The organism is Niallia sp. FSL W8-1348 (genome assembly GCF_038006745.1).
Taxonomy (GTDB): domain Bacteria; phylum Bacillota; class Bacilli; order Bacillales; family Cytobacillaceae; genus Niallia; species Niallia alba.
The window spans coordinates 59,545-84,024 of record NZ_JBBOVV010000004.1 but is presented as its reverse complement, the minus strand read 5'-3'; the positions used below and the strand labels follow the sequence as shown (position 1 = coordinate 84,024).

Below are 24,480 nucleotides of genomic sequence, written 5' to 3'. Positions count from 1 at the left end.
CAACTACTTTAAGAAACCTTTTTATATAAAGTAATAATTAGAGATGCACTGTTAAGCTAAGCCAATTATCCTCCTGATAAATAAAAATATGAAAAAATTATTATCTATCATAGTTGATTGATTTACCTTGTGTCCAATTAAACTTAATAAAAACATTATCTCTAATAAGAGGAAAATCATAGGAAGTACAATAAAAAAATATGTTATTATAGTTTGGTCACAACACCATCAGGAGGATAAATATGTTATATGGCTACGCTAGACCAACACAAGAAGATCTTACTTGCAAAAAACAAATAACTCAATTAGAAGCAATAAATTGCACATCTATCATTTTAGAAGACCATTCCTCAGCCAAAAAAAGAATAAAATTAATAGAATTAATAAACTCTCTTTCAAGTGAGGACAAAATTGTTATTACTAAATTTTTCGCACTTGCTGATTCCACCCGTCATCTTCTGGAAATAATGGAGAAAGTTCAGAAAAAGAACGCATTTTTGCAGTCGTTACATGAAAATGTCGATACTAGCATAACAAAACACTATGAATTTACTGGGATACTAAATCATTTAGTTGAATTCCAAACAGACTTGATTAGTGAAAAAACCAAAGAAGGATTATTTGAAGCAAAAAAAAATGGAAAAGCACCTGGAAGACCAAAAAAGCCAGATAAAAATGTTAAACTTGCCATGTCAATGTACAAAAGTGGAAAATTCAGTCTTGCCCAAATAAAGGAACATACCGGAATCAGTAAAACTACTCTGTATCGATATCTAGAAAAATAATACTTCATCAGTGTTTTACAAATCTCCAATTAATTACTAGTGAAACTAAATCATTACTTAGTGTAGCTATTCTCCACTATAATTCATCACTTTAGAGGTTGGCTCCTTAATACAAGAATTATTTTAGATAGCCATCTTCTCATCTTTTTAATCAAAAGGAGTGTAGTTAATACTATGAATAAAAGGAAGAGGAATACTTCTATATTTTACGGTTGGTTTATTGTTTTTATAGCAGGTTTAGGTACATTTTTTTCAGGGCCTGGTCAAACCTATTCAAATTCGACATTCATTGAGGAATACATAAAAAGTTTTGGGTGGAATAGAACCGAAATATCCAGTCTATATTCCATCGCTACTTTATGCTCTGGATTTCTGATAATGTTTATGGGAAAGTTTATGGATCGCTTTGGTTATCGTAGAATGCTCGGAATAGTAAGTGTCTTGTTTTCATTAGCTTGTTTTTTCAATAGTTTTGTTACCAATATTTGGATGTTAGGAATTGGTTTTTTCTTGATTAGGTTCTTGGGTCAAGGAAGTATGACGTTAATTCCTAATACCATAGTGCCACAATGGTTTATAAAAAAACGAGGAAGAGCAATGAGTTTTATGGCTATAGGAAGCTTTTCAAGTGCTGCTTTTTTTCCTATTGCAAATACGTGGTTAATTGATAAGTGGGACTGGCAAACAACCTGGCAAATATGGGGAGTCGCATTACTAATTATTTTCACACCCCTTGCTATAATAGGAGTGAGAAATAGGCCTGAGGATATTGGAGCCTTGCCAGATGGTATTACAGAAAAATTCAAGAATAAATCTCATAATAAAATATCCCATTCTTATTTAGTGATGGATTGGACCTTAAAAGAAGCTATGCAAACTAAAGCTTTTTGGGCAATTTTAGTTTGCGTGGGAATCCCTGCACTTGTAAATACAGCTATTACATTCCATCTCTTATCCATATTTCAAGAACAGCACCTGTCCCCGCAGTTAGCAGCTAGTGTTTTAAGCCTGATGGCATTAGTTGGATTCCCAATTTCATTTTTGTCAGGTTTTATACTAGAAAAAATACAAACAAAAATCCTTTTGATGGGGATATTCTTAACAGAGATTACATTCCTCATTCTGTTAATAAATGTAAAAAGCATTTGGATTGGAATTATTTTTGGAATATTATGGGGAGCAAGCAATGGAATAGAAAGAATTACACTCAATATTATATGGTCTGATTATTTCGGAAGAAAATACCTAGGGAGTATAAACGGGATTGCTATGATGGTTATGGTTGTAGGTTCTGCAATTGGTCCATTGCCACTAGGAATAGGATATGATTATTTTCACAGTTATATAGAAAGCTTATTATTTTTACTGTTATTTCCGATTCTTGGAATATTTGGAGCAATCCTTGCAAAAAAACCTCAGAAAGTAACAATAGCAAAAAGAGCTAATTAGAGGAGGTTTTAACCTTCTTTCTAATTAGCAAGTTTATTTTACAATTAATACTGGACAGTTAGCTCTTTTAGTTACTTTATGACTTACACTACCTAAAACAAATTCCTGTAGGACGTTTAATCCTCTGCTTCCCATTATTGCAAGATCTGTACCCTTGTTATTAATGTAGTCTACTAAAACTTGACCTGGTTCTCCCTTTAATATAACAACTTCATAATTGAGCCCCGATTCTTTCACTAACTTTTCCACTTCTGAAATTTTCCCTCTATTTTTATCAACAAATTCAGAGCTATTCCAATTATGAAGGGTCTCAGTCTTTGCCTTTGAAGGATCACTTACCATAACGATTTCTACTTTAGATTCTGAGCAACAGTTAGCAATATAAATTGCGTTTAATGCAGCTCTTTTTGAGTGTACGGAACCATCGGTTGCTAATAAGATATTTCTATACATTTTCATTCCTCCCAACTAAGCAAGCGCTTACATATATAATATAACTTTTTATATAAAACGGGAACTTAATTTATGTTATTTTTATTTTATTTTCAATTAAACTCATTCATTTCCATTTTCCTCAAAAATAAAACCCACTTTTTTTAAAGTGGGTTTTATAATACAATTATTTTACTATCAATACTGGGCAATTGGCTCTTTTAACCACCTTATGGCTGACGCTGCCTAGTACCATTTCTTGTAGAGTGTTAAGTCCTCTGCTTCCGATTACAACCATATCAAACTTTTTTTTATTAGCATGTTCTACTATAGCTGGTCCAGGGTCTCCGTGTAATAATTCAAAACTAAAATCAATATTATTGGCATTTAATAACTCTTCAAAAGGCAATAATTTTTTCTTGCGAGATAACTCCAATTCCTCCTTATTATGAGCGTGTAAAACCTCATCTTTTGATTTGGAAAAATCCACAACATAAACTAATTTTATTGTACTTTCTTCACTTAAAGAAGCAATTTTCATTGCTTCCTCTGTTGCTCTTTTAGAATGTTCTGATCCATCAATGGCTAATAGTATTTTTTTATACATTATACACTTCACTCCCCTTTTTAGTGTGCAGATAATTTTGCATTTGGATCGTTAAATACTGCCAACTTATCCACGATTTTTTTACTTGCTGCATTTAAGTTTTTAATAGTCACGTTGTTATGATTTTCTCGATATTTAATCACTACTTTATCGATCGCACCAACAGCTGAATCATCCCATATGTGCGCATTGGTGAAATCAATAATAATATTCTTATTCTCCACAGAAAAATCAAATTGCTCCACGAACTCTTCCACGGAAGCGAAAAATAACTGCCCTTCTACCTCGAAAGTAATATTCTGGTTATTCACATTCCTAACCAACTTAATTTTAGATATTTTAGCCACAAAAAAGATGGCGCTTAATATAACTCCTGCTATAACACCGATAGATAAATCATGTGTTGCTACTACGATGATAACAGTGACTAACATAACTGCTGCATCTGTTTTTGGAGCGTTTTTTAGGTAAGTAAAAGATGACCAGTCAAATGTACCAATAGAAACCATGATCATTATACCTACCAGGACTGCCATTGGAATTTGGACTACTATATTCCCTAATACCAAAATTAGAAACATAAGAAATAGTCCAGCAACAAGTGTAGATAACCTACCTCTACCACCTGACTTTACGTTTATAACGGATTGTCCTATCATCGCACAACTTGCCATACCACCAAAAAAACCTGTAATAACATTGGCAATTCCTTGCCCTCTAGCTTCCCTATTTTTATTACTACCTGTTCCAGTCATGTCGTCCACAATGGAAGCAGTTAAAAGAGATTCTAATAAACCTACAATAGCTAATGCAATGGAATATGGAAAAATAATCTTTAATGTTTCAAAATTAAGTGGTACATCAGGAATAAAGAAAGATGGTAACGATTGAGTGATATTACCTAAATCTCCAACTGTTCTTAAATCAAAGTCAGAGAAAATTGCTAAACTTGTTAATAAAACAATTGCAATTAATGGTGCTGGAACCGTCTTTATAAATCTTGGTAAGATATAGACAATCAATAATGTAATGGCTACAAAGATATAAGTCATATTGGAGATACCTATAAAATGAGGGACTTGTGCCATAAATATTAAAATAGCTAAAGAATTAACAAAGCCAACCATAACTGCCCTCGGAATAAACTTCATTAGCTTTGCTATTTTTAAAACTCCAAAAACAACTTGGATAATACCTGTTAATATAGTGGCTGCTAATAAGTAGTTTATACCGTAGTCTTTTACTAATGGCACCATTAGTAATGCCATAGCTCCAGTCGCAGCCGAAATCATAGCTGGTCTTCCGCCAACAAAAGAAATGGTTACAGCCATACAAAAAGAGGCATACAGGCCAACCATTGGATCAACACCCGCAATAATGGAAAACGCTATTGCTTCTGGAATCAGTGCCAAGGCAACTACTATTCCAGATAGAATATCTGCGGGAATATTTGAAAACCAATCTCTCTTCATTTTTTCAATCACTAAAAAATACCTCCGTTATAATATTTTATATAATAAATATATAATCAGCTTTTTTAACTTACTTTGAACAGTCTAACACCAAAAGAACCAAAATGGAACCATTTTGGTTCTTTTTTTCAAATAATTTTTATGATATGGTTTATTTAAACGCTTAAAAACTAAGGAGGCTAATACATGTTAATTGGTTATATGAGGCCTGTTGAAGATGACCCTAATTGTATAGATCAGTTAGAAAGTCTTACTACCTATCATTGTAACGTAATCTATACTGAAGAACTTAGTTCTCACAAGAATAAAACTACACTTAAAAAGATGTTATTAAACTTAAATAAACACGATAAGATTGTGGTTGAAAAATTTTATACAATTGCTGATTCATTAAAAAAATTAAAGGAGATATTAAATATTATTAGGGAAAAAGATGCTTATATTTTGTTTATTAAAGAGAATATTGATACGAGTAATGTAATGGAAGAAAAGTTTAATGAATATGTACAACATCTAATAAACCTTCAGGGCGATATTATAAGTGAAAACACTAAAATAGGAATAAAAACAGCTAAAAACCAGGGGAAAAATACAGGTAGACCCAAAAAGTCTTTACGTAATATTCAAAAAGCAATTGATATGTATATTAGTAAGCAGTTTTCATTAATAGAAATTCAAAATACAACTGGAATTAGTAAGTCCAGCTTATACAGATATTTATCAAATTGGGAGGGAAAATCCTAAGCTTAAATTATATTGGGTGACTACCAATTTGTGATTTTTTCAAGTATTTTTAGGTAACATCAAGTGCTGGCTGATAATTGTTAATTTCCTTATATTGATTGGAAAAAATATAAAAACCTCTGTCAAATTTAAGAACAGAGGTTTTCCAATTTTTTGTCTATTTTAATTAATCTTAGATGAAATAATACTAAATATTTAGTTATTTTACATTTAACTTCAAATCAGTTGAGAACTTTTTGTAAAAAAGCAACTTTTTTCATCTAGAACTTTATTTTAATACAACAACTCAATTATATTACGAATATTTATGACAAATCATTCCGGAAAAATTACTAAATTAATCCGATTTTGAATTCTGACATATTATTTACTCTCCTTTGTTTTTAACAAATAATAATCTTGATCAAAAAGCAATTTTTCCATAATCATTACATCTACAAATTCCCCTCTTAATTTTCCTTGATTTTTAAATAATCCAACTTTCCTATAATTCTGCTTTCGATACAGACCTTGACCTAAAGCATTGATAGGGAATGTAAAGAGCACTAACTTGTAAAAACCATGTGATTTTGCTTCTTCTTCTAAGACCCGTAATAATTGCTGACCTATTCCTTTCCCCCTAAATCCCCTATGTATATATATGGATAGTTCTCCTACACCCTGGTAAACAGCTCTTGTATTATAAGCATTTATGGAAGCCCAACCAGTTATTTCTCCTTGTTCGTTTGTTGCTACGAAAGCACAATATCTTCCATTATGGAGATTAAACCATTTGTAAATATAGTTTTCGTCTTTAAGTTCTTCTTCAAAGGTGGCTATTCCATCTTCAATTCCTTGATTATAAATCTCTAATATAGCCAATAAATCCCTTTCCTCTACTTTCCTAATCATTTTTCCAACTCCTTAATTGACTTTCACATTAATTGACTTTATCAATTATAATATTTAATGAAAGCCACCTTATTTGGTGGCACAACTACCTAGCCCATTGTTTTTATTCATTGCATATAGAAGCAAACTTAGACTTTCCATTACCTGTTGATGTTTATCTTCCTGAATATGTTGAAAAATATTACCTAGATACTCTAACATTTGATTGGAAATTTCCTCTGCCTTCAATTCCCCTTCATCCGTAAGTGACAAAAGGACATACCTTCTATCATTAGGATCTGGAACTCTTAAAATAAAGTTAAGTTCAACCAGTTTATTTACCTGTCTACTTAAAAGCCCTGTATCCATCATTAACTTTTCTGCCAATGTCTGTAGAGATACATTTGGGCTCTTACTTAACTCATAAACAATGTGACTTTGTGATACTGTAATTCCACAACAATCAGATCCGTCTTTCTGAAGAAGACCAAAGTCCCTTACCAATTGCTGGAGCAATTCACGTATTTGAATTTTATCCTGTGTTTTCATATATTATCGCCTCTAATTAGATGTTATCATCATTAATTGATAATGTCAAATAATATTTTGAACTTATACCTTATTCAACTCCCCCTTTAGTTACACAAGAGACTCCTCCACTAAAATAAAATGAGTGTTAACTTTTAAATTAAGCGTTAATTACTATTAACCTTAAATCTCATAAAAAACGTCTAATCCCTTATGAAACAAGGTTCTAGACGTTTATCAATTATAAAAGCGTTAATATTAGTAAAAACGAGTTCATTTATTTTTCACCTTCTTATTACGCGTTATTATATGTATTTTTTCATCCTTTTCTCTTTCTCAAATGCATCAATCAAATTAAATTTCTCATCATTAAATGGATTGATAACAAAGGGTCTTGTTGATAATGAAATGGATTTAAATGAAATATACAAGTCATCCTCAGAAATTAAATCACTCCCACTTTTTAAAGCCTGTACGGTTGATTCTTCTATTAGTTTTTTTATATAATAAGGATTTCCTTTAGTTGCATAAAAAATCTTCTTTGCTAATACTGGATCAGCTAAGAAAGCTTGCTCAGGAAAGGGCAGTTGCTTATCTAATCCATTTAAAAACGCTCTAAATTCTATTTCCTCTTCTTTCGATTGGTAGGAAAAAGGCTGTAAACTTTGCTTTTCACAAAAGCGGCGGTCTAATTGTTCATTATAAACAAAGACTTTATTTGATTCAGGCATTCCGCATACTAATATTGGTATTCTAACTTCATTAGATAAATTTTTCACCCAATTAGATGCTTTGTTTAATACATTTTTACTTTCGCTATCAATTAAATGTTGAAACTCATCTACTATAATCATTTCAACTTCACACTTTTCAACAAAAGATAATATTCTGACAGTCATATTATTCTCTGTACCACGATCATAGTTTGGATCTCCCATATTCAACAATATTTTAGAAGCCACTGACTTTGGTGTTGCTCCTACAGGAACTGTTAAATATAAAATCGGAATTTTTGTAAAACCATCAATAATTTTTCTCGGATATTTACTTTCATACTCTTTGAGTAGAGTAGATTTCCCAAGACCAGTTTCACCATATATAAATAAACCATCAGGCTGAACAGAACCAAAGGATAACTGATGGTGTTCTTCTATTTTATCTAATATTTTTTTATAACGCGGATATTGAATAATGATACTTTTAACGTGCTCTTTCCTTTTTTTTATTTCTTTGACATCAGGAATTTTACCTTTTAGTGGCTTAAATAATTCATTCATCGTTATGACCTCATTTTTTGAAACTCACTCCATAATCTGGTAATGAGTCTAAATCAATATAATCACTATTACTTTTCCCAATCATTGTTTCTTCATCTTGTAATTGCTCTTTTTTACTTTTAGTTGCATATTTTTTCTGTTTATTTTCCCTTTCTTTCTGTTCATCAAAATGAACAACTATTGTATCAGCTTCAATAGGACTTTCTATTTGTAGTTCCGCTAATCCCATTGAAGAAATACCTTCATAATTATAACTCTTAGGCAAATCTCGTTTATTCAACTGTTCCAAGTTGCGTTTTTGTTGGTTATATTTCTTTTTATCACAATTTGTGAGCTCTTTTACTTTTCTTATGGTTTTTGCTAAATTAGTTACATCATCTTTGTTAGCGCCAAGTGTTCTTACCGAAGAGTCTAGTTCTAACTGAGACAAATAAACAGGTAAATTCGTGGGAATTTCCTTTCTTTCAAGAGATGTGTTATTTGCTTGAATATATATTTTTTTAAATTTATCATAAACATAAACAGATCTCATATCCGCTAAGTCATATCGAACTTTAACAGACCCAATTTTCTTTTCGTGTTTTACCTCGTTAATTAAGTTAGCTCTAAGTTCCATTAAATCTTTACTATTATAGTATTCGTTTTCTATAACAACGCCTTTATTTTGTATCTTTCTATAATCTATTCCACTCATAAAAATTAATTTAAGCTCTTTTTTGCTTTGTGGTATAGGTAATTGTAGCAAAGGATTATTCACTAATCCTTTAAGCCATAGATCCTTTGGCTTTCCTCCTCGTCTCTTATCATAAGAATTCGCAATTACATCTACCATCACCAGATGAGCCATATAAATAAACGTCTGCATTGTTATACAAGCTTCTCCTACAGAATCATATAATCCTTTCTCATAAACATTTGAAAAAGTCGTTCCTTTTAATGTATGAATCCATGTAGTGTTAAGTGTTCTAAATCCTCTCTCGATAGTTCCCTTTTGATAACCAGCACCAACTTTACAAAAGTGAACATTTATATTTAACTGTTGGCAAGTATCCTTAACATCATACGATTCATTTATTATTGAATTATCAAATACTACCTCAGAGGGTTTTCCATATGCTACCCAATCATTTTCTATTAAGGGATATAATTTTTTCAGGTACGTTTTTGGCATAATAGAATGTAATAGACATTGTTTCACCGCAGATGCATTTACATCCTTAAATGTTACATAAAATCCTAGTGGATGACCGGTAGCTTTATCTATTGCATAGACTAGCCAAGGACGTTCTGGCTTTAGTGTCGATGGATTAATTAATAAGACATCGACAGGTGTCCAATCAATCTCCACTCTTTCCAAGGGTTTAGTAATTACAACTTCTTTTCTAGAACCTTTCTTCCTCAATTCAGTTTCAACTTTACCAAGCCTAATCTCTTCTTTTCTAAATTTGTCTTCTATAGTTTTCTTCCTTCTATAAAATGTAGAACGAGATACTATTTTAATTTTATTTTTATCATCTCTAAATCTGTTAATTTCTTCGATTCTTAATGAAAATTCAGAAAAAAGATGTTCATCTGTAAACTTTTCACCACTATATTGGAATTCATTTACCAGTTCTTCTATTAGTTCGACTATCTCTCCCTTTGTATAATGATTTTTGGGACCAGGCTTCTTTTTTACAAGAGTTCGAATATCTTCATATTTTTCCCATCTACTCTTCCATTCATAAAAGGTTGTTTTACTAACTTTTGGTTCTATCGTATCTAAATAACTCTTAATTTCTGCAGGTAGTATCTCTCCGTCTATCACTGGTTTTATAATTTTATACCTTCTTTTAGCCTCGTTAACTGAATCTATATCTAGCAATGAAAAGTCCCTAATTTCAGATTCACTGCTGCGCCAATCGTTATTTCTGAATACTAATTCTTCTTTATTCCACTTTTCTAATAAGTGTTCTTTATCCCAAATCTCGATTTTATTGTAATTTAAATTCTCTAGTTCGATTGCTCCATTTATTTCTCTTCTAACTATATATCTATCTTCATCTATCATTAACTTTGTTCCTGCTAAAAATGCAAACATACTCATTAGTAACTATCCCCTCACAATATCTATAAAAGTTTCATCATTGAGTAATTCATTTATGAGATCAATATTTAATTGCTGATTATAAATCATATAGTATAAATTCGAATAAATTTCTGGACTAGGTATACTATCATCAAACTTTATGATATCTTCCATCTTACTTTTTCCATTTTTTTGTATAAAATTATAAATTTTTATTTTTGTACTTTCTTTAGTTAACCTTTCGTCGACTCCTCTAATCTTATCGAGGTTTTGTATTAGATATCCTTGTCTTATATCTTTTTCTGTAACTATTTTGAATTTCCATCCTTTTTTTTCACAATATATTTTCCCTACTTCAAATTTAACTTTATTATCTTCTTCTTTAATCTTATCCTCTGGCTTAACTTCAAAAATAATATACTGTTTATCCTTAGTTTCCACTAAAAAATCAGGAAAATATTTGTATATCTTCCCTTTATATCTGTATTCTATTTTTATTGGTTGAGATTGAATTTTTATGATTGAAGGATCAAAATCTAAAACCTTAATGAAGTCCTTCTCTAACAGACTCTCCCAAGCAACCATTTCATTAGACTTTTTGCTATTTATAAAGCCTCTAAAGCTGCCTTTTTTGGATGGTTTTATTTTTCTAACTTGTTCCATATTATCACCTAGTTTACCAGAGTATTTTTTTGGAGATTATTATATTTGAGGTGAAGAACATCATGTTACTTTTTTATTTAAAGCCTAAGAACAACGAAAGCCTTACTGGATTCTTTTATAGGACGGCAAAAGAAAACTTAATGGATAACATAAAATGGATTAATGATCACTTTTCCGTATTTACAGGTTATCAGCCTAATGTTAATTTAATGAATTGGGGCGAACAAAACCATATTAAAGATACTTCAAACTTTTTACGCATCGAATATCAGCTTGCAAACAGTATGACTTTTACTTATCTATTAGAATTTCACGGTTTAAGAGTAGATTATACCAAGAACACTATTAAGTGCCCTTGGTTTTCATACCAAACAACAAAGGTTTGTCCAGTATGTTTAATAGAGGAACCGATTCACCGTTTAGACTGGAGTTTTACATATAGTTTTATATGTAGAAAGCACAAATTATTTCTAATTGATAAATGTATGTATTGTTCTAGAGATATAAATATTAAGACCGTTATTTCCGATAAATGTGTTTGTGGGATGCCTTTATCTTCAGCTAAACCCAAAAATGTTACATTATCTCTTCTATTTAATTATCAACAAGAGGTTGATAAATTTTTCTCCCATGATAAAACTGTTAATATTAATGATTGGATTTCAAATTCTTCGACATTCTATTATGCATTAGAGTTTTTAGCAACTTGGATACCACAAACAATCAATATTGATGAGATTATAACATTAGATGGTTTTAAATATAGCGGAAACGCAGTTGTTAATAGCCGTTTAAAAAAATCAAAAACACTTATTCAATCTTGTCCTTTATACATACACGCTTACATATTATTGAGGGATTGGCCAAAGCAATTTTATACATTCATTAGATTGATGAAAAATAAAAACAACCTTAATAGTTTTCGTCTATTTTGTAATGCTGTTAATAAGTTAATTGGCACTAATTTGGAACCATTGCACACTGAGTTTATGAACTATATACTTAAGAATCAATTACCAAATAGTTATCCAAATCAATTTATTAGTATAAAAAAGGCATGTGAAATTACTAAATTAAAAGAAGATACAATTAAAAGAAGTGATTATTTTCAGCTGTTTATGTGTAACTTCAAGGAAATGGAATTTTTCTTTGTGAAAAAAATTGAAATCGAAAAATGGTTGTCCCTTTACAAAGAATCGATTTCAAAAGAACACTTACGGAATACTTGGCGGACAAGCCCAAAAGTTACTTTTAACATACTTTCCAATAATGTATTATGGCCAGCTATTAACATACAAACTGGTTCTGTAATGCAATGGCAAATCCCTATTGGCAAATTAGAAGAAATCACTTTAAGGTTACAACAGAGAACCACTCTAATAATTGGACCAAAAATTATTTTAAATAAAGCCTTTCAGTGGGTTGGTGTACATTACTCTTTTGTTGTAATTAAAGCAATGTTGGCAGGGTGCTTACCATTCGAATTAGATAAAAAAGTTTTGGGTAATTCTTTGGTTTCAAAAAGAGTACTTTTTAAAATAGTTCGAAATATTGTTGTTAAACTGGCTAAACAAAGTGGAGTTTTATCGCAAAAAGATGTTGCCTTCTTGTTTGGTGTTAAGAAAAAGGATATTGAATATTGGATTTGTACAAATAGACTTAAAACTAATAGCTCAGGGGCTATTACAAACGATTCCTTTACTAAATTTGAATCCAAGTACTTTACAACCTTTCAAATTTCTATGATTAAATCTATTAGTACAAAAAGAATATTAAAAAAATATAATAAGGGGAAATTGATTGCTGTTTCAGGACCTGAATTAAACGATGGTAAACGCTTATTATTCTTAAAAAGCGTAATTAACATAATCTAATAAAGATTAAAATAGCTTTCTAATGACTGAATCTACTGAATTTTATTAATTATTCAAAAAAGCTGAGATTTTATATTTATTCTTCTATAATTAGCTTTACATCACTTTTACTATATATTTTAAATTTATTCTGGAAATGATTTAATACAGGGCTAATGTCTTTACTAGTTAATGTGTTTAACAGTAAGTCAATGTCTTGGGAAACAAGATCACTAAGCTGAGATAAATTAATATAATTATTTTTGTATTTTTTTGCTTCATTTACTGAAAAATATGGCTTTTCCATTAGTTCGGTTGGTTTTAATAGCCCATATTTGATTAACAAACTAATTTGACTATTTTTTATCCCTAGGTATTTAACTAGTTCCAGTCGAGATAATACCCCTTTTCCTGTTTCTAACTTATTTTTTAATGACTCTTCCCATACTTCATTTTTTCTAATAAGATATCGTTTTAAGCCTGTATCTTTCACTCTTTTATCAACCACACGTATTTTCCCCTTGACTATAAGTGTAATCATATCGGATAAATTAGTGCCTACTGAATATTTAATACTCTTTGTAATATCTGTTAGCTCTTCTTCATTACAAGAAATTTGATTACTTTGTAAACAATATCTTTCATACCTTTTCTCTATAATTCGGAAGATTTGGTCAATCTTCCGCCGGTCATATAATACTTCATTAGTACCATTAATGATTGGAGAACTTTTTACTTCCAAAAGAGTCTTTTCTAAAGAAATCACACCGTTAAGTGATATGTTTAAAATACTACTTGTTACTTTTCTATTAACCAAGAATCTTTTATTTGAAAGATATCTATTAACACTTTCTCTTGATATTAATAAAAATTCTTCTCTCTCCTTGGTAATACTCGCTTTAAGAAATCCATTAGCTATAAGTTTTTTTACAGTAACATGTTTGCATTTTAACATGTTAGCGACTTGTGATAATGAAAGATAATAAGCACTATAAATATCCTTGTTAAAACTCCTACTATTTGAAATTAATGAACTATCCCAGTTTTTAAATATATAATTTTCAAATTCATTTCTTAAGAAGTCCATTTGAGGATGATTATACTTATTATATAAATCAATAAAAAAGTAGCCAAAGTTATTAATATAACTGCCTCTATCATATTTAGGCTTACACTTCTTAAAATTTCTGTACAATTCCAAAAAATCAGAATAATTAACAGGCCAATTTTCGAATCTTTTTGTAATGTTCATAATTAAGGTAGTAAATTCCCTATCTTCATATTCAAATGGAATTGAAATACTCCCTACTCTACTCTTATCTCTATAGTACAATCTTATAAAAAAGTGATAAATCAATAAGATATATTTTAGATCAAGTTTAGTTAACAAATTTAGATTACTTTCTTTAAAATTTCTGGTATCAGAGTTAAATTTATAATAGATGATTCTTGACACGAAGGAATTGCTTTCGTCAGCATTTTTAACTTTTAAGGTCCTTAAGTCCTTATTACATTTACAATAATAAAACTTCTTTCTATATTGTTTAATTGGTTTTCCACAGCTACTACATGAAGAAACAAGGAAACAATTATGTATTGGACATACTAAAAAAATTCTTATATCCCATAATTTATGATGAATACCAACAGTTTCAAGGCATCTAGGACATACCTTAGCATGAGCATTCATCAAACTGTCTTGATACAAAGTAAAATTAAAATGCTTAAATTTTCCTTTTTCATAATCAAACTCGTTATAAAATGTAGTTATTAATAATTCATTAAGTGACAAGCCAGTTAAATTCATTAAAGATGAAAAATCAAATTTCCATGGTAGCAGATTGCGAGGACCAATATAGTGATTAAAATCAGAATCGTTTAATATCCATGTATTTGTTTCATACATATTTTCAATTGATAATCTATTAATATAACTAAAGATATTTTCATCTTTTCTAGGTTTAACTACACAAAGTAATTTTTTGTTCAATAAATAATCACCCCCAAAAAAGTTATTTTACTTATAAGTTTAAAAGATATAATAATATATAATTGAGTAATCTTAAATCAATTTAAGATTACTCAATTTTTCATTCCGAATAATTATGAAAAACTATTCCGGTCAATTATGAAATTATTCCGGAGAATTATGAAAAATCACAAATAAATCCTTTTAATGTTAGGGATTTTATTTTTTAATAATAAATCATCAATCCCTTTTCCATCCGATTCTTTCCAAACAATTAAATTAGCATGAAATTTTTGTTTTTTTAATTCCTTTGCACACTCCAATAGATGTTTTTTTACATAAACATTCTCAATAGCATCTGCATCGAAACAAATATTAATAGTTTGAACCCCCATCTCTTTCAATACTGGGATTGCTAACCTCCATGCTCCTACACCAGGAAGACTAATGAAAGTATCTCCAATTTGATCTATCTCTAATGGATCATATAGATTAGCCATTAAGTCAACTGCTATATCTCCTTTTAAAGCTCCTTCACCAAGCCACACGGTTTTAGCTTTATAAAGAGTACCAGGAACCCATTTTTTTAACTTTGTACTAGGAATTGATACATGAATAGGTGCTGGATTACCAGAACCTGTCCCATTAGGTTTATTGGCAGAACTTAACCAGTAATATCTATTCGCTTTTTTAACTCTAATCCATCCCAATAACTCATTATTATCTGTAATAGTAGTCCATTCCTTTTGTAGAGGAACCTCGCCTTGAAATATGATATTTCCTTTATATTTTACTTCTACAACATTTGGCTGTTTGATTACTTTAGCCTGAAATTCTTTCCCATTAAGTTTAACTTCCACTATATTCGGTGGGTTATCAATTCTATATTGAAAGCCTTCGATTTGGTTATATTGGTTTCTGTAAGGAATGAGAATTCCTTTCATTCCTGCTATACTCCAATAACCATTTTGAAAATAGAACCCTGGTATCCCTTGAAAATCATTTATCCCTAAATCATTGCTAATGGCTTTAACAATAGTCCACGGCTTATCAGGGAATGATTTATAATTTCTGATAGTTATTTGTTCATCACTCAATTTGCGTTCATTTGAAGTTAAATGATTATAATGAAAATCATCTAAAATTAGATTATCTAAAAGCGCATGATAGATTGTATCTAATGTGATACTGTCCTTTTTGGGAAATCCATTTACTTCTTCAGCCATTTCCTTTACATTCACTTTATTTCTATTATCTTTTTTTAATACATGCAAGTAACTAATTAACGCGGAGTTTTTTGAAAAATGAATGTCACTTTCTACTCGAATGCATACTACTTTGCTATTATCTTCATTGGTCATGCATGCTCCTGTTTTGCCACAAATAGGACAAGGAGTACGATAATATTCATAAAACCCTTTTACTTTTGTTTTTCTATATAAGGAATTCATACTTATCCTCCTCTTTCGTCTTGTTAAATACAATATTTAAATCTACTACGATCAATTGGTGGCATAGTTGTAACAATCTTAAATTGATGATTTGATACTTTTGCAATTACTACAACCACTGGATTATCGTCAGTATCTCTTCCAAGTACTGCAACTTTTGAAATGGATTGCCTTTCCACTATTTCTCCATTTAATATGGCAGTAACTATATCTGCTTTGGTATAACCTCTTTGCTCTAATCGCTGCATAGTATGAATGCTGATTATGATTTTGCCTTTTCCACTAAATAGTACTTTTTTTACTTCTTGTAATTTCATCTCCTTCACCTCCAAAAAAAAAGACTTTGGTATGTAGTTAAAGGACAGAAATACTCCTCAAAACTACGAACCAAAGTCCGCTATTATTAATTATTAAACCGCTTATCAAAAAGAAAGCAACAAAATACTAAAATATATACAATTTATGTATTTATCATAGCACTTTATTTAAGTTCTATTCAACCTCTTCATTGGAAAAGTTTTTTGATAATTGTTTTGAGAGGCAATTTTTTTGGATTTGATATGGAATCCAATTGAAATCCCGCCTTAATAAGATGTTCATAATTCTCTTTTACTTTTTCCCTTACTTCATCAAATGAGATAAGAGGCTTCTTTTTATATTGTAATCGAATATATTCTTCTGTTAGATCCGGAAGGGTGCCTATTATCGGGAGTTCAAGGCCATTCACTAAAGAGTTAATCTTACTAAATGGAAAACTACGATTATAGATTAATTTCATTGATATTCCATGTCTTTCTCTTAATTGGTGAATATATTTTTTCCACATTAAAATATCTACAATTGAATTGTCTACCATTACCCAAAGTTCATCTATATTTTGAAGTACTTTTTCTGTTTCTTCGGTCATCTTTCCACTTGGCAAATCTGTTAAAATTACATCATGATATCGAAAAAATTGAAAATACACCTCTAAAAAGTCCTCAGTCCAGTTATAAACATAATCTTTTTCTCCAATAGGCAGCCACAGAACTCCCATATATTGCCAATTCGTTTTGTGATAATCTAATTCCATAAGTTCATATTCTTCTAAATGAAACACTTCTATAAAAGAACGAAAATTAACCGGCATTGGTTCATATCTAGACAAAACACTAGATAATTTTGGAGGTTGCATTGCCTCTATAACAGCTGTTTGTATTTTTTGTTCTTGAAGGTATATTGCAAAGTTTAGAATAAAACTCGATACTCCTATACGATGAAGTGGAGACCATACAGCAATCGTTTTGTTTTGTGGGTATTGTTTCCCTTTGTATACATATTGCTTTCTCATAGCTTCAATTTTATTTGTACTGAAATGACTAATACTAATAGGATATTCCGTCGATGGGAAATCATCTTTAATATTCACCGGTGGTGCATTATTACAATCAAAAGTTTCAATGGAGTCAGTTATTTTATTTTCTTGTGCCTCACCTGTAATTGAAGTATGTAAAGGTCCCTGGTCAACTTGAATCTCCATATTGAGTGTATTCTCAGAAGTACTAATATCTTTATCTTGATTATTTTTTACTTTCTTTGGCCAGATGAATAGAGCCTTTCTGAGCGAATCCTCATTCTCAAAGAAATACATGTTTCTCCTATTTGCTTTATTGTCATTTGAATTACCCAAAATGTAAATATCATGGACTTTAAGAGACGTAAGGAACTGATTGTTTATTTCATCTGAAGTAATAATTAACAAATTAAAGATGTAATTTTCTTCTTCATGGTTAATGAAGTTAGAATCATAGAATACAATTTCTACATCATTTGATTGTATTGCCCCGATGATCTGTTCATCACTTATAGAGGTTAGAACCTTTTTCATAGATTAAATGCTCCTGTTTTAAGTATTCATCAATTTTTTTTCGGAATTTAAATGGAAAAGGAATTGTTCTACTTTCCACTTTTCTTAAATAGCTGCTACTGATGCCTATCTCTTTCGCGAATTGAAATTGATTTAACTTCAATCGTTTCCTCAAAATAATAAGTCTTTCAACATCATCTTCAATACAAATTTGGTTTAAATTTCTCATCATTTTTCCCCTTCTTTCCAAAAAAATAAAAAAAACCGCTAATACCCCCTTAGATAAGAGGATACTAGCGGTTATCGCTTTCATGTTTACTATTAATCTAAATAGAGTATATCATAGACTTTAAAAAATATATAGAATGAATTATTTAATAGTTGTTACAGTTGGAGACAAAATGTATAATTTAATTATAACTTTTTTATATTTTTTAATTTTTTGGCGATCCTTTTGGATTTGCGGTTTCTAAAATAAACATACAGCCTTTGGGTTGATAGATTTTAAGAATAGCATTTTGCTATTCTTTCCCTATCTCTCCAAAGGCTTTTTTATGTTTATCGATGTAAAAGAGTTATAAATTATTCTAAGAAAGGGAGAGAAAAAAATGACGACGCAATCTACAGAAGAAATTCTTAACAAATTAAGACAACCATTCTCACAAAATGATATAGAATGGAAAGTTCAAACAAGTAACAAAGGTAACAACGGAGCTTATGCTTTTGTAGTAGCTTACGTGAATAACAGAGCTATTCAAAATAGACTAGATGAAGTATTTGGTATTGGCGGCTGGAAAAACTCATACGTAGAATTCTCCGGTGGTATAATTTGTGAACTTAGTTGTTATATTAATGGCCAATGGATTACCAAATCGGATGGTTCTGAACCTTCTAATTTTGAAGCCTTTAAGGGTGGTTTATCGAATGCGATGAAGCGAGCTGCTGTACAGTTTGGTATTGGGCGTTATTTATACAAATTAGAGCCTATATATGTTAAAATCTCTGAAACTAAAAGTAATAATTCTATCTACTTGAATGATAAAAAAAATAAAGTAGTGGGATATTATGATCCACCGCGTTTACCTGATTGGGCTTTACCACCTAATGAGCAAAAACAAGGAAAAAACAAAGAAACAACTAGTACTACCGATAATAACAATAAAAAAAGAGAAATTGATAAGAAGACTGGAAATAACAATTTCAATAGGAATTCTTATTTTATTTCCATCACAGAATTTATAAATAAAATCAATCTTAAACCAAGAGCAGCAATGGAGTTATTTCATCATATAAATTCTGATACTAAATCTGATTGTGTTGAAATAAAAGATATTAAGGAAAAGGCTACTGACAAAGAGTTAATTAAATACTATGATACTTTAAAACCCGTAAGTGACTTAGTTAAAATGAGTATTCATTATAAAATACCTGTTGAAAATGTATTAAATTATGTGAGAATTTTAAAACCACAAGAGAAAATCGATAGCCTTCATTCTTGTTTAATACGTTTGAACAGAGAAGATATTAAAGAAATCAATGGATTTATTGAAGGTGATATAAAAAATAATATGTTTGAACATCAAACAGCGTAAACAAACACAAAAATACTTTTGTGTTATTTTTTTAACCTTTTTTAGGAGGAAATTACATGGAATTTATTATTAATAAAGAGAGTTTATTAGAGGTCCTTTCAAAAGTAGAGAAATTAGTAAAAACTAAAACATCAAATCCAATACTACAAGGTTTTTATTTAGAAGTTAAGTCAGATAAGATAATCGTTATTGGATCTGATTTAAACACTACTATCCGTTATGAATTACCAGTTTTATTCGAAGATGAGTCAATACTTATTAATAAAGAAGGTAAGGTAGTTGTTCCCTATCAGTTATATGAAATTGCTAAGAAAGTTAAAACCGAATTAAGCATTTCGTTAGATGATACGCAATTAGTAATAAAACATGGGAAGAAAAAAAAGAGTGAATTTAAACTATCAGTTTTTAAGGCAGAAGAGTATCCTAAATTACCTAGATTTGATGGTATAGAGCCAACTCTGTCTATTAAAGGAACCGAATTTAATTCATTTATCAAAAAAACAGGGTATGCAGCTTCAAGTTCTGATGCTAGACCAGTTCTACAAGGAATTTGTTTTGAAATTACAGAAGATAAGCTACGACTTGTCTGTACGGATTCTCACCGTTTAGGCGTTATTGACGTCACAGAATCTCATAAGGAGTCCAGGAAGATTATTATCCCAGCAAAATCAATATTGGAAAGTTTGAAATCCTTTGATTTAAGTGAGAAAGTTACTGTGTTTTGTGAAAATGATCGAATGCTTATTTTACAAAATAATAATCTCACTTTTTATTGCCGTCTATTAGAAGGAACTTATCCAGATGTAAGCCGCTTAATTCCAAAAGAGCATCTTGCTGAAATGAAAATAAGCAGAAAAGAATTTTTGGAAGGCTTTGAAATGATTAATGGTTTGACTAATGCAGCAGATAATGAGACTAAAGGAATCGTTAAACTCCATGTAAATGGAGTTGCGACTTTATCAACATATCAAGCGCAAACTGGAAGCGGAAAAATTGAAATCGATTATGAAAGTTTAGAAGGTGAAGATAATTTTGATATTGCCTTTAATAATAATTATATGATCGATACATTAAAAGCAATGGAATCAGAGTATGTGTCCTTTAAATACCAAGGTTCTATGCGTCCATTTTTATTAACACCATGTGATTCTTCTCATGAGGAAATACAATTGATTCTTCCGGTGAGAAATAAATAACAAAATGTAAGAAGAAAGGCTCTCCTTTCTTCTTTTTCTATTGGAGGATTTATGAAAATAAATATGAGGAAACTCTCACAGGAAATTAAAAATAAAAATATTATTGTTAAACCAAATTCATCGGAAGCAGGAATGGCCTACTTTATGGATATAGTTATTAACCATTCTGCAACAGAAAGTATTAATTTCAATTCATTTACCTATGATGAAGCAATTCTTGCCTTCAATGAATTCTATTATTTACCATCGGATGAATATACGGATGATTTTTCTGAAGAAGACTATGACAATATAAAAAATAATATGTGGTCCTCTTATATGCAAACCCAAGAATTTTTTGTCCGTTGGAGTCAAGAAACCAAAAAAATATATTGTTATGAGGATGATTTTATTTAGGAGAGGTGAAGAAAATGACATCAATTTTGATGGATGCAGAGTCTAAAGCAAGTTATGACTATTCAATTTCTAACTTATTAATGTTAAAGATTCTCCATGACGCTAAAGTGGATGTAAGTGGATACGGTAACTATCGAGTAGAAGTAGGTTTTATGTCTAATCCTGGATACGATTTTTTAATGCGAGGTATGAATGATTTAGGTTTTGATACAAAACACGCAACAGTTTATACGGATGATCCAGAAGAAATCTCACTTGCTAAACAAATCGAGAGTGTATTCAACCCAAATGCAGAATGGTATATAGTGTTGAATAGCTTTAAAGTGGAAAAAATACTACTTTCTAGTCAAAAAGATGAGTATATAGCCTTTATTAAGTCAACTTTGAATCACATTGATTTAGAATGTGAAGCATTTGTAGAGGAGTCTTTGGGTATTATTATTGGATTCATTTTTGATGGATTTTATCATGAATTATTATCAGCTTTAATAGAGGTGGCTGATGAGACTAATAATATTTACGAAAAACTGGAGGAACAGCAAAATGGACATTATCTTTCGGCTTAGTGATGAACCACAGCACTTAAATGCACAAGTCGAAGTGTTACAAATCACTTCTGATTTCAATAATACTTTAGAGTCATTGGATCAAATGATTAAGTTAAATGGAAGAATGGTAGAGGGATTATATAACATTACCCTCCCTAATCTTTTTAGTATTCTTCAAGAAAGTATAGAGGATTACATAATTGATTCTCAAACTCCAATTCTTCCAAAAAATTGCGTGAAACATGTTTGGATTAATGAATTAGTAAAGCATCAACTAGTATATATAGAGGTACCAAAACAACAACTTGATATGCGGTATGGAAAAACACTATTTAAACAGGTTGGACTACCAAGACTAATCTTCTTATATGAAGTAATGGAGAAAAAAGTAAAATTGAAAAACATTGTTGCTGTTAAAGGCTCCAAATTTTTGACAAAAGATAAGGAAGTATTTCTTTTCCCCTTTTCACATGTATCTTTAGATGGTCATGTTTGCATGGGAGGAAATACTTTTCCTGAAATAGATGACATCTATCAATTAAACAGTTTGCATTTATTGTTTTTGCAGGCACCTTTTGGAGAAGATTATGGAGCAAAAACAACTACTAATTTAAGTGTGGCAGCATTATTTAAAAAATATGAAAATAAACAATTTGATGATGAAATCTTATTACCACATTCGAAAATTCAAATTTTAGAGAATCTATAATAAAAATACAATATGGAGGAATTGAAAATGACAATAAAACAGGATGATATCTTTTCACTATTTGATATTGAAGTGGAGACTAAAAAAGTTGACCTTAATAAAATGAATGATATAAAGGAAAATAAACCAAAGCTAAAGACTGATACTAATTCTAGTTCTACAAAGAGTTCAACAAATAAGAAAGATAACTTTAAATTAACAAGTAAAACCATTATTCGGTTTGGGATGAATGAATATCCAGTTACTAATTATTTCTCCAAGGACGAAATTGAAAGAGGACTTCCATCTAAAAAAACGTCTGAGGATGGAGAAATTGAATATAAACCTATTAGTGAGGAACAACTTAGAAAGAAATTAGAAAAAGACTTTCCAATCTTAGTACCTAAATATACCACCTTGGTATATGTAGAAAAACAAGATGTGGTTATTCCTATTATGCAAGCAAAGAAAAATGGCAGCATGGATAATAAAGAGTTCTCTTTCGAGGACTCTTCTTTAAAACATCAAAAAAAGAAGATTCCATTTCAAATCTTATTAGATTTTATCCCACTAGTGTTGCATAAATAGTGTCATAATTTTCAGTTTACTCACCTTCCCTGTTTAGAGGCAAAAAAGTAAATACCCAATCAAAGGTGGCCCCATCCATTTGGAAATTTATTTACAATTAGACTTTTGCAACGACGACAATTTGCATATTTAAGGGATGGCTTTTCCTTCAATCTTTCGAAGCCAAACATTCGCTGGTTTCCACAATGCAGCCCTTAGATAACGGCTAATCTGTAAGGTTTTTCGCTTGCTTCTGGTCTCGATTTGCACGAGAACATGTAGGCAAAAAACAATTAGTGCGATAAATACTTGATTTTGAATCGCCCATTCGCTTTGACCGTAGAACTTTTTGATGCTGAGATGTTGTTTGATCCATTTAAAAAACAGCTCAATTGCCCACCGTGATTTATACATTTCTGAAATTTCTTCGGCGCTTAAATCAAAACGATTTGTAATTAAATGAAGTTCATTTCCTTTTGAGTCCATCACTTTTAGAAGCCGAAAGTAATTTTCAGCACGGTTTTGAGTCGTACCTATCAACACCATTTGGTCTGATAAAACAGCTGTATCCTTGGGTAGCTTAAAATCGTAAACGTTCCGTATGACTGCATTTTTGCGTAGCCGTGAAAGAAAGAAGTAGCCATCATCAGTCATGCGATCAAAGCGCTCGTAGTCTAGATAACCACGGTCAAACACATACATGCATTCCTTGTCATCCACCATGATTTCAAGCTGACCACGGTCATGTTCTTTTGCCGTTGTCATAACGGCCTTTTCAGGATAGGATATACCCTTTTCCATAAACACAAGGCGCAAATGTAACTTTACACCTGCTTTTGTTTTGCGGAATTTAGCCCATTTATGATTGGTCAAATTAAGTGGCAATGTGCTTGAATCAATGATTTTTAACGGCATCACGAGTTTCGTGTAATGCGTTTTGGCATGAATTTGTGACACTAAATCAAGGAAAAGCCTTTGAAATAGATCAGGGTTTATGCCGTTTAACCGCCGTGACAACTGAGAAATACTAATAGAATCAAGGTCTATCCCTTTTTGAAGCTGGTCATCGAAAAGACAATCACCCAGCGCATGCAGACTTTCAATTTCTTGTAGCTGCGCAAAAAGTAGTAATTTTAGAAATGACTCTGTCGTTAATTTTTTCGTATAGTAATCTAATTTCATCGTTTTCACGTTTTCTTCAAATAATTGAAGATTTATAGGTGAAAACCATTGTCCAAATGAAGTTTTTCGTGTAATCTTGTCCATGTGATGGTCCTTTTTTAGTGGATTTGGACGGGTTACCACCTGACTAATCCATTATAAAGGACTTTTTCTTTGCGCAAAATAATAATATTGAACATTTTGAGTATTTTTAATAGTGAATTTAAATTAATGCAACACTAGTGATTTTATCCATATTGCAAAGTACTTTTCAGATAATCACGGTACTGAAGTATTTGCTAATATTTACTTTGATCA

Annotated in this window: 24 protein-coding genes; 10 read left to right on the top strand and 14 right to left on the bottom strand. The window is 30.6% G+C overall.

The features are described 5' to 3' along the window. Positions 1-242: 242 nt before the first annotated feature. Together NST60_RS25245 and NST60_RS25240 are read left to right on the top strand one after the other, a co-directional pair. Positions 243-785, top strand: a complete 543-nt coding sequence (locus NST60_RS25245) for a recombinase family protein (protein WP_016204937.1) — start codon at positions 243-245, stop codon at positions 783-785. Positions 786-959: 174 nt separating this feature from the next. Next, entirely contained in the window at positions 960-2,234 is a 1,275-nt protein-coding gene (locus tag NST60_RS25240; protein ID WP_016204938.1) for an MFS transporter, read from the top strand. 33 nt (positions 2,235-2,267) lie between these two features. On the opposite strand, the gene NST60_RS25235 is transcribed toward NST60_RS25240, so the two are convergent. The 3 genes from NST60_RS25235 to NST60_RS25225 all read right to left on the bottom strand — a co-directional run bounded on the left by NST60_RS25235 (position 2,268) and on the right by NST60_RS25225 (position 4,757). After that, positions 2,268-2,687 carry a universal stress protein gene (locus NST60_RS25235; protein WP_016204939.1) on the bottom strand — a complete coding sequence of 140 codons (420 nt, stop codon included), beginning with the start codon at positions 2,685-2,687 and terminating at the stop codon, positions 2,268-2,270. Between the two features lie 166 nt (positions 2,688-2,853). After that, a complete protein-coding gene (locus NST60_RS25230; RefSeq protein WP_016204940.1) occupies positions 2,854-3,273 on the bottom strand; it encodes a universal stress protein in 420 nt (139 codons plus the stop codon). 20 nt (positions 3,274-3,293) lie between these two features. Beyond that, entirely contained in the window at positions 3,294-4,757 is a 1,464-nt protein-coding gene (locus NST60_RS25225) for a SulP family inorganic anion transporter (protein WP_016204941.1), read from the bottom strand. Between the two features lie 174 nt (positions 4,758-4,931). Between NST60_RS25225 and NST60_RS25220 the strand changes: the two genes are divergently transcribed. Beyond that, entirely contained in the window at positions 4,932-5,489 is a 558-nt protein-coding gene (locus NST60_RS25220) for a recombinase family protein (RefSeq protein WP_016204942.1), read from the top strand. A gap of 363 nt (positions 5,490-5,852) precedes the next feature. Here the strand turns inward: NST60_RS25220 and NST60_RS25215 are convergent, their stop codons facing one another. The 5 genes from NST60_RS25215 to NST60_RS25195 form a co-directional block, all read right to left on the bottom strand. Beyond that, positions 5,853-6,380, bottom strand: coding sequence for an arsinothricin resistance N-acetyltransferase ArsN1 family A (locus NST60_RS25215; RefSeq protein WP_016204943.1), 528 nt, complete (start codon positions 6,378-6,380; stop codon positions 5,853-5,855). Positions 6,381-6,449: 69 nt separating this feature from the next. Beyond that, a complete protein-coding gene (locus NST60_RS25210; RefSeq protein WP_016204944.1) occupies positions 6,450-6,908 on the bottom strand; it encodes a MarR family winged helix-turn-helix transcriptional regulator in 459 nt (152 codons plus the stop codon). A 284-nt stretch (positions 6,909-7,192) separates the two neighbouring features. Continuing rightward, the gene (locus NST60_RS25205) at positions 7,193-8,164 is read right to left on the bottom strand and encodes a TniB family NTP-binding protein (protein ID WP_016204945.1); all 972 of its coding nucleotides are present in this window, start codon (positions 8,162-8,164) and stop codon (positions 7,193-7,195) included. A 10-nt stretch (positions 8,165-8,174) separates the two neighbouring features. Then, positions 8,175-10,250 carry a Mu transposase C-terminal domain-containing protein gene (locus NST60_RS25200; RefSeq protein WP_016204946.1) on the bottom strand — a complete coding sequence of 692 codons (2,076 nt, stop codon included), beginning with the start codon at positions 10,248-10,250 and terminating at the stop codon, positions 8,175-8,177. 6 nt (positions 10,251-10,256) lie between these two features. After that, on the bottom strand, positions 10,257-10,895 hold the full coding sequence (locus NST60_RS25195) for a TnsA endonuclease N-terminal domain-containing protein (RefSeq protein ID WP_053215733.1): 639 nt from the start codon (positions 10,893-10,895) through the stop codon (positions 10,257-10,259). A 62-nt stretch (positions 10,896-10,957) separates the two neighbouring features. Here NST60_RS25195 and NST60_RS25190 point away from each other — a divergent pair, with 62 nt between their 5' ends. Beyond that, entirely contained in the window at positions 10,958-12,769 is a 1,812-nt protein-coding gene (locus NST60_RS25190) for a TniQ family protein (protein WP_016204949.1), read from the top strand. A 76-nt stretch (positions 12,770-12,845) separates the two neighbouring features. On the opposite strand, the gene NST60_RS25185 is transcribed toward NST60_RS25190, so the two are convergent. From NST60_RS25185 to NST60_RS25165, 5 genes are all read right to left on the bottom strand, one after another. Continuing rightward, entirely contained in the window at positions 12,846-14,738 is a 1,893-nt protein-coding gene (locus NST60_RS25185) for a TniQ family protein (protein ID WP_016204950.1), read from the bottom strand. A gap of 167 nt (positions 14,739-14,905) precedes the next feature. After that, positions 14,906-16,168: a DUF3854 domain-containing protein gene (locus tag NST60_RS25180; protein ID WP_016204951.1), complete on the bottom strand. Its 1,263-nt coding sequence runs from the start codon at positions 16,166-16,168 to the stop codon at positions 14,906-14,908. Positions 16,169-16,191: 23 nt separating this feature from the next. Then, a complete protein-coding gene (locus tag NST60_RS25175) occupies positions 16,192-16,485 on the bottom strand; it encodes a DUF4258 domain-containing protein (RefSeq protein WP_016204952.1) in 294 nt (97 codons plus the stop codon). Between the two features lie 188 nt (positions 16,486-16,673). Continuing rightward, positions 16,674-18,035, bottom strand: a complete 1,362-nt coding sequence (locus NST60_RS25170; RefSeq protein WP_047943232.1) for a hypothetical protein — start codon at positions 18,033-18,035, stop codon at positions 16,674-16,676. Continuing rightward, positions 18,007-18,246 (bottom strand): helix-turn-helix domain-containing protein, encoded by a 240-nt coding sequence (locus tag NST60_RS25165; protein ID WP_040344260.1) that lies wholly within the window; start codon positions 18,244-18,246, stop codon positions 18,007-18,009. The genes NST60_RS25170 and NST60_RS25165 overlap by 29 nt, the downstream gene beginning before the upstream one ends. Positions 18,247-18,622: 376 nt before the next feature. Between NST60_RS25165 and NST60_RS25160 the strand changes: the two genes are divergently transcribed. From NST60_RS25160 to NST60_RS25135, 6 genes are read left to right on the top strand one after another with little or no spacing between them, the layout of a single operon-like run. Further along, positions 18,623-19,606, top strand: a complete 984-nt coding sequence (locus NST60_RS25160) for a Rad52/Rad22 family DNA repair protein (RefSeq protein ID WP_053215732.1) — start codon at positions 18,623-18,625, stop codon at positions 19,604-19,606. 56 nt (positions 19,607-19,662) lie between these two features. Next, positions 19,663-20,802 (top strand): DNA polymerase III subunit beta, encoded by a 1,140-nt coding sequence (dnaN, locus tag NST60_RS25155; RefSeq protein ID WP_016204957.1) that lies wholly within the window; start codon positions 19,663-19,665, stop codon positions 20,800-20,802. A gap of 51 nt (positions 20,803-20,853) precedes the next feature. Further along, positions 20,854-21,198: a hypothetical protein gene (locus NST60_RS25150; RefSeq protein ID WP_047943231.1), complete on the top strand. Its 345-nt coding sequence runs from the start codon at positions 20,854-20,856 to the stop codon at positions 21,196-21,198. Positions 21,199-21,212: 14 nt separating this feature from the next. Further along, the gene (locus NST60_RS25145) at positions 21,213-21,764 is read left to right on the top strand and encodes a hypothetical protein (protein ID WP_047943230.1); all 552 of its coding nucleotides are present in this window, start codon (positions 21,213-21,215) and stop codon (positions 21,762-21,764) included. Further along, entirely contained in the window at positions 21,742-22,455 is a 714-nt protein-coding gene (locus NST60_RS25140) for a hypothetical protein (protein ID WP_047943229.1), read from the top strand. The genes NST60_RS25145 and NST60_RS25140 overlap by 23 nt, the downstream gene beginning before the upstream one ends. Before the next feature lie 27 nt (positions 22,456-22,482). Next, on the top strand, positions 22,483-23,022 hold the full coding sequence (locus NST60_RS25135) for a hypothetical protein (RefSeq protein WP_341100758.1): 540 nt from the start codon (positions 22,483-22,485) through the stop codon (positions 23,020-23,022). 129 nt (positions 23,023-23,151) lie between these two features. On the opposite strand, the gene NST60_RS25130 is transcribed toward NST60_RS25135, so the two are convergent. Further along, positions 23,152-24,267: an IS4 family transposase gene (locus NST60_RS25130; RefSeq protein WP_169187985.1), complete on the bottom strand. Its 1,116-nt coding sequence runs from the start codon at positions 24,265-24,267 to the stop codon at positions 23,152-23,154. Positions 24,268-24,480: the final 213 nt, after the last annotated feature.

What these genes read in the sequence shown, in the direction of transcription:
- NST60_RS25205 (WP_016204945.1), bottom strand. Translation starts at nt 8,164, where the DNA reads ATGAATGAATTATTTAAGCCACTAAAAGGTAAAATTCCTGATGTCAAA.
- NST60_RS25230 (WP_016204940.1), bottom strand. Translation starts at nt 3,273, where the DNA reads ATGTATAAAAAAATACTATTAGCCATTGATGGATCAGAACATTCTAAA.
- NST60_RS25210 (WP_016204944.1), bottom strand. Translation starts at nt 6,908, where the DNA reads ATGAAAACACAGGATAAAATTCAAATACGTGAATTGCTCCAGCAATTG.
- NST60_RS25195 (WP_053215733.1), bottom strand. Translation starts at nt 10,895, where the DNA reads ATGGAACAAGTTAGAAAAATAAAACCATCCAAAAAAGGCAGCTTTAGA.
- NST60_RS25170 (WP_047943232.1), bottom strand. Translation starts at nt 18,035, where the DNA reads ATGAAAAAGGTTCTAACCTCTATAAGTGATGAACAGATCATCGGGGCA.
- NST60_RS25135 (WP_341100758.1), top strand. Translation starts at nt 22,483, where the DNA reads ATGACAATAAAACAGGATGATATCTTTTCACTATTTGATATTGAAGTG.
- dnaN (WP_016204957.1), top strand. Translation starts at nt 19,663, where the DNA reads ATGGAATTTATTATTAATAAAGAGAGTTTATTAGAGGTCCTTTCAAAA.
- NST60_RS25190 (WP_016204949.1), top strand. Translation starts at nt 10,958, where the DNA reads ATGTTACTTTTTTATTTAAAGCCTAAGAACAACGAAAGCCTTACTGGA.
- NST60_RS25245 (WP_016204937.1), top strand. Translation starts at nt 243, where the DNA reads ATGTTATATGGCTACGCTAGACCAACACAAGAAGATCTTACTTGCAAA.
- NST60_RS25235 (WP_016204939.1), bottom strand. Translation starts at nt 2,687, where the DNA reads ATGTATAGAAATATCTTATTAGCAACCGATGGTTCCGTACACTCAAAA.
- NST60_RS25160 (WP_053215732.1), top strand. Translation starts at nt 18,623, where the DNA reads ATGACGACGCAATCTACAGAAGAAATTCTTAACAAATTAAGACAACCA.
- NST60_RS25215 (WP_016204943.1), bottom strand. Translation starts at nt 6,380, where the DNA reads ATGATTAGGAAAGTAGAGGAAAGGGATTTATTGGCTATATTAGAGATT.
- NST60_RS25180 (WP_016204951.1), bottom strand. Translation starts at nt 16,168, where the DNA reads ATGAATTCCTTATATAGAAAAACAAAAGTAAAAGGGTTTTATGAATAT.
- NST60_RS25130 (WP_169187985.1), bottom strand. Translation starts at nt 24,267, where the DNA reads ATGGACAAGATTACACGAAAAACTTCATTTGGACAATGGTTTTCACCT.
- NST60_RS25150 (WP_047943231.1), top strand. Translation starts at nt 20,854, where the DNA reads ATGAAAATAAATATGAGGAAACTCTCACAGGAAATTAAAAATAAAAAT.
- NST60_RS25145 (WP_047943230.1), top strand. Translation starts at nt 21,213, where the DNA reads ATGACATCAATTTTGATGGATGCAGAGTCTAAAGCAAGTTATGACTAT.
- NST60_RS25165 (WP_040344260.1), bottom strand. Translation starts at nt 18,246, where the DNA reads ATGATGAGAAATTTAAACCAAATTTGTATTGAAGATGATGTTGAAAGA.
- NST60_RS25240 (WP_016204938.1), top strand. Translation starts at nt 960, where the DNA reads ATGAATAAAAGGAAGAGGAATACTTCTATATTTTACGGTTGGTTTATT.
- NST60_RS25175 (WP_016204952.1), bottom strand. Translation starts at nt 16,485, where the DNA reads ATGAAATTACAAGAAGTAAAAAAAGTACTATTTAGTGGAAAAGGCAAA.
- NST60_RS25140 (WP_047943229.1), top strand. Translation starts at nt 21,742, where the DNA reads ATGGACATTATCTTTCGGCTTAGTGATGAACCACAGCACTTAAATGCA.
- NST60_RS25200 (WP_016204946.1), bottom strand. Translation starts at nt 10,250, where the DNA reads ATGAGTATGTTTGCATTTTTAGCAGGAACAAAGTTAATGATAGATGAA.
- NST60_RS25220 (WP_016204942.1), top strand. Translation starts at nt 4,932, where the DNA reads ATGTTAATTGGTTATATGAGGCCTGTTGAAGATGACCCTAATTGTATA.